Raw genomic sequence first — 7,980 nt, forward strand, 5'->3', positions numbered from 1 at the left:
GGCATCAGCGACCGGGTGACGGTGCTCGACTTCGGCAAGAAGATCGCCGAGGGCGCGCCTTCGGATATTCAGCGCAACCCGCAGGTCATCGAGGCCTATCTCGGCAGGCGGCACCGTCATGCTTAAGGTCAATGATCTCCACGTGTCTTACGGCCATATCGAGGTGCTCAAGGGCATCTCGTTCAGCGTCGACATCGGCGAGATCGTCGCCCTGATCGGCGGGAACGGCGCCGGCAAGACCACCACGCTCTCAACCATCTCCGGACTGGTGCGACCGACGGCCGGCACGATTTCCTGGAAGGGCGAGCAGATCCAGAACGCCGCCGTCGAAGACATCGTCGGTTCGGGCCTCGCACACTGTCCGGAGGGTCGGCGGATCTTTCCGGGGCTCACCGTTGAGGAAAACCTGATTACCGGGACGGCCTCGCGCGCCCGCAACAAGGCCGAAGTCGAAGAAGACCTCGCGCTGGTGTTCGACCTGTTCCCGCGGCTGAAGGAGCGGCTCAAGCAAGGCGGCTGGTCGCTATCCGGTGGCGAACAGCAGATGCTCGCGGTCGGCCGCGCGTTGATGGGCCGCCCCAGCCTCCTGATGCTCGACGAACCTTCGTTAGGCCTCGCGCCGATCGTGATCGAACAGGTGTTCGACAAGATCCTCGAGCTCAACAAACGCACCAAGCTCGGCGTGCTGCTGGTCGAGCAGAACTCGGCGATGGCGCTCGAGATCGCGAGCCGCGCCTTCGTAATCGAAACCGGCGTCATCACGCTGTCCGGGCCGTCGGCGGAGCTCGTCAACGACCCGCGCATTCGCGAGGCCTATCTCGGCGGCTGATGGCTGCTTGTTACGCCGACTGCACGCGCTTGCCGTTGAGCACCACCCCCGACGGGAATAGGCGCTGGTGGCCACTACGGGTGCCTTTGTAATTGTCGAGGAATTCGAAATTGCCTTCCCGCAACTCCATGATGGCAACATCCGCCGGCGCGCCGATGTTGAGCGTGCCGCGGTCGTCGAATGCCGGGAAACAACGCGCCGCATTGACGGTGGCAGCCGCAATGATCTGATTGAGCGGCATGCCGAACATCAGGAGTTTCGACATCACGTTCGGCAGATCGACGACGCCGCTCTTCTTCGAAGCCGTGTTCCAGTCGGTCGAGAACGTATCAGGCCACAGGCCCTGCTTGGTCGCCTTTTCAACCGTATCCCAATCGAAATGATCGGAAACGCCGTTGCCGAAGTCAAAAATGATGCCGCGGCGATGCGCAGCCATTACTTCAGGCTGCAAAATGCCCTTCTCGTCCAAAATGCCGTTCTTTCCCGGCGCATAGATGTGCGTGATAATATCGCCGCGCTTGAGCAACGCCACAATAGACCTCAACGGCGAATAGTTCTGCCCGACATGAATCATCACCGGCAGATTGAACGCGGTCGCGACCTCCTGCGCACGGCGCAACGCTTCGAGGTCGTTGGCGTCGGTCACGTTTTCAGACAAGCGCGCCTTGACCCCGACGACCACATCGCGGTTGCGCTCGATCGCCGCCTTGGCCATCGCGACATTGGCCGCATTGATGTCGTGCAGTTCGCCACCGGGGGCAATGACGCCGGTGCGTGCGATGTTGACGAGGCAACGGCCGATCTGCGGCGCTCCGCGCGCGATCGCGGCCACGGCATCGATATTGTCCGCCCCTCCCGTGCCGGCATCGACCCAGCCGGTGACGCCGTCCTGGAGGCACATCGGCGGGCCCTCCTTGCTGCGGCCGGCATGGGTGTGAATGTCGATCAGGCCCGCGGTCACGATCTTGCCGCGCGCATCGATGGTCTCGGCGGCATCCGCCGCAAGGCTCGGCTCGATCGCTGCGATCCTGCCGCCGACAATCGCGATATCGCGTGTCGCGTCGAGCTCCATCGACGGATCGATCACGCGGCCGCCCTTGATGACGAGATCATAGGTGGCGGCAAAAGCGCGCGGCATTCCGGCGAAAAGCGCCGCTGCCGCCGTGCTGCCCACAAACTGACGCCGGTTCATCATGTCACGCTTCCTTCCCTGTCGCGGCTTCTTGCTGTCCGAAATCAACGGACAGTCTAGTGTCCTGATGCCGAAGTTCGTAGAATTTTCGGAGCCACCTTTCGAACTTCGGAATCGAAAGGACGCTGGCAAAATGATCGAACTAGTGTGGCTTTGGACCAGAAGTCCGCATTGCGAGTTCGCGGCATGGATAATGCGGACTTCTGATCCGCCACACTAGGCTTTTCGTATCGCCATTCAATCATGTCCGATGCACGGCCGCGGCCTGCGGAAAAACAGTCACGCTGGCCGGGAACTTGCATGGGGAAGTGAAACGGAATTAGCTGTTTTGATCGCCTGATAATCGGAAAGGCAAGCCGAACGATGAGCGACCAGTGGGGACGGCGGGATTTTCTGGGTACGGCGGCGGCCGCCGGCATGGTTGCAGCGGCGGGGCGCGTGGGCCTGATCGATCAAGCGGAGGCGATGACCGCCATGGATAATGACATCACGATGAAATCGGCGACCGAATTGGCGGACGCCATCCGCTCCAAACAGCTCAGTTCGCAATCAATCGTGGAAGCGCATCTGGAGCAGATCGCCAGGGTCAATCCCAAGCTCAACGCCGTCGTGCAATTAACCGCTGAGACGGCGCGCAAGGAAGCGGAGGAAGCCGATGCGGCGCTGGCGCGCGGCGACGTCAAGGGGCCGTTGCATGGTGTGCCGGTGACGATCAAGGATACGCTGGAGACATCAGGCGTGATCTGCACCGGCGGCACCAAGGGCCGCGCCGCTTACGTGCCGAAGGCGGATGCCACCGCCGTGGCGCGGCTGCGGGCGGCCGGCGCGATCATTCTCGGCAAGACCAACGTGCCGGAACTTGCAGGCGCGATCGAGACCGACAATCTCGTCTACGGCCGCACCAACAACCCCTACGACCTCGCCCGCACGCCGGGCGGCAGCAGCGGCGGTGAATCCGCGATCGTCGCGGCCTGCGGCTCGCCGCTCGGGCTTGGCACCGACGCCGGCGGCAGCATCCGCATCCCTGCGCATTTCTGCGGTCTCGCCGCGATCAAGCCCACGTCAGGCCGCGTGCCGCGCACAGGACAATTCCCGATGCCGATGGGTGCGCGGAACGCCGTGTTCCACGTCAGCCTGATCGCGCGCAAGGTCGACGACCTCGCGCTCGCTCTGCCGATCATCGCCGGTCCCGACTTCCGCGATCATTCGATCGTCGGCATGCCCCTGCTCGATCCGAAAGCCGTTACGCTGAGCGGATTGAAACTGGCCTACTTCGATGACGACGGGGCCGCATCGCCCACCAAAGAGATCAGCGCCGCCGTGCGCGACTGCGCCAAGGCGTTGGCCGATGCCGGCGTCAAGGTCGAGGAGAACCGCCCGCCGGATGCCGCGAAGGCCGCGACGGTGTACCACGACATGAGCCGCGGCGACGGCGGCGCGGGCACGCGCGCCTTTCTCAAAAGCATCGGCAGCGACCCGATCTCGCCGCTGTTCGAACAGGCGCTTGCCACTTCCGTTGCGCCCGCCTTTGCCACCACCACCGAGGCGCTCGCCGCCTTCGTACGCTGGGATGCGTTTCGCAATTCGATGCTGCGCTTCATCGAAAACTACGATGCCATTCTTTCGCCGGTCGCGCCGTATCCGGCCGTGCTGCACGGCACGAGCTTCGAAGAACAGAACCGCCGCGGCTTCGGCTATACCCAGATGTACAATCTGACGGGATGGCCAAGCGCCACCGTGCGCGTCGGCACTTCGCCTGAAGGGCTTCCGCTCAACGTGCAGGTCGCCGCGCGCCCTTGGCGGGAAGATGTCGCACTCGCCTTCGCCCGTCATCTCGAACTGACGTTCGGTGGCTGGAAGAAGCCAACGGCGGTTTAGCCGAAGGCATGCGGCAGCGACGGGCCGTTTTCTCTTCATTCGATCGGACCGTGGCCGAAAAAATGCCCGAGTCGACCGGGCGATCAGAGGACTGTGCGGGGGATGTCGATGCGGCTCACTTCCGCGGCCGGCCGCGCTTGGCGAACACCGGCCCGCGCGCATCGGCGCTGCATCGCAAGAGACTGGCGCGCTTGAGAGCTTCGTTGCGTTCAGGACCGGGGGGCAAGAGGCGCGCGTGCTCGAGCGCATCCGCGGCAAGGATTTCCTGGTCGATCTGATCTGGCGCCCCTTGCGTCTCTTTCATCATCACTTCATTGGTCACGCTGCTGCAGCAAGCGACAAGGCTCGGCAAAGCCGTCCCTCATCTGACTCCTTGACGAGCGGCGTTATTCCCCCAATTGGCTGATGCTTTTATGACATGATCGCCGACGCGATCATGAGCACCGCCCGCCGTCACAAATGGGTCACATCGGGGGCAGCTTCAAACGCTCTCACGCGGAATTGACCGCCGCGGGCACCGGGTGTCGAGGCATCGCGATGACGTCGACCCTCAGTTCGTCAGTGTCCCCCATTGCGACGCCATGCGTTCGGCGCCCCGCTGCGACAACGCAAAGATCGTAAAGGTCGGATTCGATGCCCCTTCGGTCGGGAAAATGCCCGGCCCAGCAATCCAGAGATTGGGGATTTCGTGGCTCTGGCCGTAGCTGTTGACGACCGAGTTGGACGCCTCCGTGCCCATGATGGTGCCACCGAGCAGGTGGCTGGTCGGGATCGCTCCGCGCGCCGGCCATGCCTGCTTGGCTCCCGCCGCCTTTGCGACCTTCACGCCGTCGTCGAGATTGGCGTTCCACAGCGCAACGGCGTCCGGTTGGAAGGTATGGGTCAGCTTGCCGAGCGGCATGCCGAATTCGTCCTTGTCGCTGACCAGTTCAACGCGATTTTCCATCGCCGGCAATTCCTCGCCGAAGGCCTTGATGCCGGTGAGATGGCGCGCCGCGCGTTTCATGTAGTCGTCAAGTTCGCCGCCGAAGAGATCGGAACGCGAATTGGCGAGATCGGTGGTCTTGAGCGCAAAACCGGCGGTCCAGAACGTGCTTCCAAACGCATCCTTCTGGCTGGTCTTCGGATAATGCTGATAGGACATATACTGCACGGCAATCGTGCCCATGTGATTCTGCACGTCCTCGCCGAATAGCGCCCAGGTCGATGCCACCGTGTGCGACATCATGAAATGGCCAACGAGCCCCGAGGCATTCGACAGGCCTTTCGGATGCTTGTCGGTCGCCGAGTTCAGCAGCAGGCGCGGATTTTGCGCCGACCAGGACGCGAGGATGACGACGCCTGCTTCCTGGACCTGCTTTTGATGCTTGTCGTCATAATATTCGACGCCCGTCACACGCGTACCGGCCTGATTGGTAAGAACGCGCGTCACGGTCGAAAAGGCCCGCAGTTCCGCGCCGGCCTTGCGCGCATCGCCGAGATATGTGACTTGCGGATTTGCAAGCGCACCGATCGGGCAGCCGACGTGACACCAGCCGTCATAGAGACAGGCCGGACGTCCCTTGAACTCGGTCGAGTTCATGCCGACGGGCGCCGGCACCATCGGAATGCCGGCGGCCTCCAGCGGCTTGGTCCAGATATCGCCGTTGCGGAACGTCTTCATCGGCGGCATCGGATAAGCCTCGCCGGCGGGGCGCCAGCGCTCTTCGGCCTTGGCATCGCCTGACATCCCGATCTCGCGCGCTACCTTGTCCCAGAACGGCGCGACATCTTCATAAGCGATCGGCCAGTCATGGCCGCGGCCGTGCTCGCTCTTCATCCGAAAATCCGTCGGCAGCAGCCGCGGAAAATTAGCGTAGTAGTGCAGCGTGGCACCTCCTGAGCCCCAACCGGCTTGCGCGACGTAGCCCATCGGATTCTTGCCGTCGAGCAGGATCGGCGGACCGGCCGGCTTGATGCGGCGGCCCCAGATCTCCGAACTGATCAGATCGGACAATTCCCAATCAGGTCCGGTTTCCAGCAGCACAACCTTCTTCCCGGCCTTGGCCAATACGGATGCATAGACCGAGCCCGACGCCCCGGCGCCGACGATGACGACATCTACTTTCTCGAACGCCATCTCACCACCTCCTTTCCGGAGCGATGTGCGGCATGTAGGGAATGCCGAGCGCCTCGTAGCCTTCCATGGTGCCGTAGACCACATCGACGGCATCGGCGCGCAGCACCGCATAGGCCAGCGCCGCCGGACGACCGTTCCAGTCCTCGATCTTGTTCTGCCGCATGCGGTCGACAAACTCGTGCTGATCCTTGGCCGTGAGTTGCGCGAATTCCTTGCCGAATGCGTTCTTGCTCGCGCCATCGATCATGACGATCGTGCTGCGATAGAAGTCGGCGAATGGCGGACGGAAATTGAAGATGCGAGCCTGTAGCAGCGATTCCTGCGGCGGCACCGATAGCTGCTGATCGATGTAATGAGCGATCCCCGCCTCGCGCGCCTTTGGCACTAGCGTTTCGCCGAGCGCCTCCAGCGTTTCGCCCTGATGCGCGTCGAGCAGGCGGAACGGCACGTTGCGCGCCCTCGCCTCGTTCGGCGTCATCAGGATCTCGACCCCGCCGACCGTGAAAGCCAACGCTCCCAGCGTCGCGCCCTTCACAAAACCACGCCGACCAATGCTTTCCATGGTCTTCTCCTCCCGGAGCTATGTTTGTATTATTTTTGTAATGAAGCGATGGATGCGCGGTATTACTTGCCAGCTCCAATGAACAGTCAAGGATAAAACGATGGCCCACGATGCAGCCCAGCCAACCGGACCGAGCAAGCTTGTCATCCGCAACATCGGACTGATGCTTTCCGGCGCGCTGGAGAAGCCGATTCTCGATGCCGACACGATCATCGCGGAGAACGGCAAGATCACCGGCATCGGCCGCCTCAAGGACCTCGACCTCGCCGGCGCGACCACGACTGTCGATGCCAACGGCACCACGCTCGCACCCGGCCTGATCGATAGCCACGTTCATCCCGTCGCCGGCGACTGGACGCCGCGGCAGAACCAGATCAACTGGATCGATTCCTATCTGCACGGCGGCGTGACCACCATGATCTCCGCGGGCGAAGTACACATGCCCGGCCGACCGCGCGACGTCGTCGGGCTGAAGGCGATGGCGATCTTCGCGCAGCGCGCATTCTGGACGCTGCGGCCAGGCGGCGTGAAGGTCCATGCCGGCGCGCCTGTGATCGAATGCGAAATGGTCGAGGACGACTTCAAGGAAATGGCGGCCGCCGGCGTCAAGCTGCTCGGCGAAGTCGGCCTTGGCGGCGTCAAGGACGGCCCAACCGCGCGCAAGATGGTCGGATGGGCGCGCAAATACGGCATCCAGAGCACGATCCACACCGGCGGCCCGTCGATTCCGGGCTCGGGCCTGATCGACAAGGACGTCGTACTTGAAGCCGATACCGACGTGGTCGGCCATATCAATGGCGGCCACACCGCCCTGCCCGACGACCAGATCCGCTGCATCTGCGAGGGCTGCAAACGCGGGCTCGAGCTCGTGCACAATGGCAACGAACGCTCCGCGCTGTTCACGCTGCGCACCGCGCGCGAGATGAACGAGCTTAACCGCGTCATTCTTGGCACCGATGCGCCGGCCGGCTCCGGCGTGCAGCCGCTCGGCATCCTGCGCATGGTGTCGATGCTGTCCTCGCTCGGCGAACTACCGGCCGAAATCGCGTTTTGCCTGGCGACCGGCAACACCGCGCGGATGCGCGCGCTCGATTGCGGCCTGATCGAGGTCGGCCGCGCGGCGGACTTCGTCATCATGGACAAGGCGCAGCATTCGCCCGGCAAGACTTTGCTCGACAGCGTTCGCCTCGGCGACCTGCCGGGCATCGGCATGACCATCATCGACGGCATCGTGCGCACCCAGCGCAGCCGCAACACCCCGCCCGCGACCAAGGTGCCGGAGATTGTTGGGGGGCATTGATAACCTCGTCATCGCGAGCGCCAGCGAAGCGATCCAGCGAAAGACTGGATTGCTTCGTCGCATTCGCTCCCTTGCGCAAACGCTTTGCGTTTGTCGCAGG

At 63.2% G+C, this 7,980-nt stretch carries 8 protein-coding genes; 4 read left to right on the forward strand and 4 right to left on the reverse strand.

Annotated features, from left to right (window positions below; translation table 11 throughout):
• The first annotated feature begins 21 nt into the window (after positions 1-21).
• Positions 22-126 carry a hypothetical protein gene (locus VFL62_RS20955; RefSeq protein WP_325174304.1) on the forward strand — a complete coding sequence of 35 codons (105 nt, stop codon included), beginning with the start codon at positions 22-24 and terminating at the stop codon, positions 124-126.
• Positions 119-829 carry an ABC transporter ATP-binding protein gene (locus VFL62_RS20960; RefSeq protein WP_325174297.1) on the forward strand — a complete coding sequence of 237 codons (711 nt, stop codon included), beginning with the start codon at positions 119-121 and terminating at the stop codon, positions 827-829. Before VFL62_RS20955 ends, VFL62_RS20960 begins: the two co-directional genes overlap by 8 nt.
• Before the next feature lie 10 nt (positions 830-839).
• Here VFL62_RS20960 and VFL62_RS20965 read toward each other — a convergent pair whose 3' ends face one another.
• Positions 840-2,024: an amidohydrolase family protein gene (locus VFL62_RS20965; RefSeq protein ID WP_325174298.1), complete on the reverse strand. Its 1,185-nt coding sequence runs from the start codon at positions 2,022-2,024 to the stop codon at positions 840-842.
• A gap of 360 nt (positions 2,025-2,384) precedes the next feature.
• Here VFL62_RS20965 and VFL62_RS20970 point away from each other — a divergent pair, with 360 nt between their 5' ends.
• The gene (locus tag VFL62_RS20970) at positions 2,385-3,899 is read left to right on the forward strand and encodes an amidase (protein ID WP_325174299.1); all 1,515 of its coding nucleotides are present in this window, start codon (positions 2,385-2,387) and stop codon (positions 3,897-3,899) included.
• A gap of 115 nt (positions 3,900-4,014) precedes the next feature.
• Here VFL62_RS20970 and VFL62_RS20975 read toward each other — a convergent pair whose 3' ends face one another.
• The 3 genes from VFL62_RS20975 to VFL62_RS20985 all read right to left on the reverse strand — a co-directional run bounded on the left by VFL62_RS20975 (position 4,015) and on the right by VFL62_RS20985 (position 6,580).
• Positions 4,015-4,203, reverse strand: a complete 189-nt coding sequence (locus VFL62_RS20975) for a hypothetical protein (RefSeq protein ID WP_325174300.1) — start codon at positions 4,201-4,203, stop codon at positions 4,015-4,017.
• A gap of 246 nt (positions 4,204-4,449) precedes the next feature.
• Positions 4,450-6,018, reverse strand: a complete 1,569-nt coding sequence (locus VFL62_RS20980) for a GMC family oxidoreductase (protein ID WP_325174301.1) — start codon at positions 6,016-6,018, stop codon at positions 4,450-4,452.
• A gap of 1 nt (position 6,019) precedes the next feature.
• Positions 6,020-6,580, reverse strand: coding sequence for a gluconate 2-dehydrogenase subunit 3 family protein (locus tag VFL62_RS20985; protein ID WP_325174302.1), 561 nt, complete (start codon positions 6,578-6,580; stop codon positions 6,020-6,022).
• Between the two features lie 100 nt (positions 6,581-6,680).
• On the opposite strand from VFL62_RS20985, the gene VFL62_RS20990 reads away from it, so the two are divergent.
• Positions 6,681-7,880: an amidohydrolase family protein gene (locus tag VFL62_RS20990; RefSeq protein WP_325174303.1), complete on the forward strand. Its 1,200-nt coding sequence runs from the start codon at positions 6,681-6,683 to the stop codon at positions 7,878-7,880.
• Positions 7,881-7,980: the final 100 nt, after the last annotated feature.

The organism is Bradyrhizobium sp., assembly GCF_035701725.1.
Taxonomy (GTDB): Bacteria; Pseudomonadota; Alphaproteobacteria; order Rhizobiales; family Xanthobacteraceae; genus Bradyrhizobium.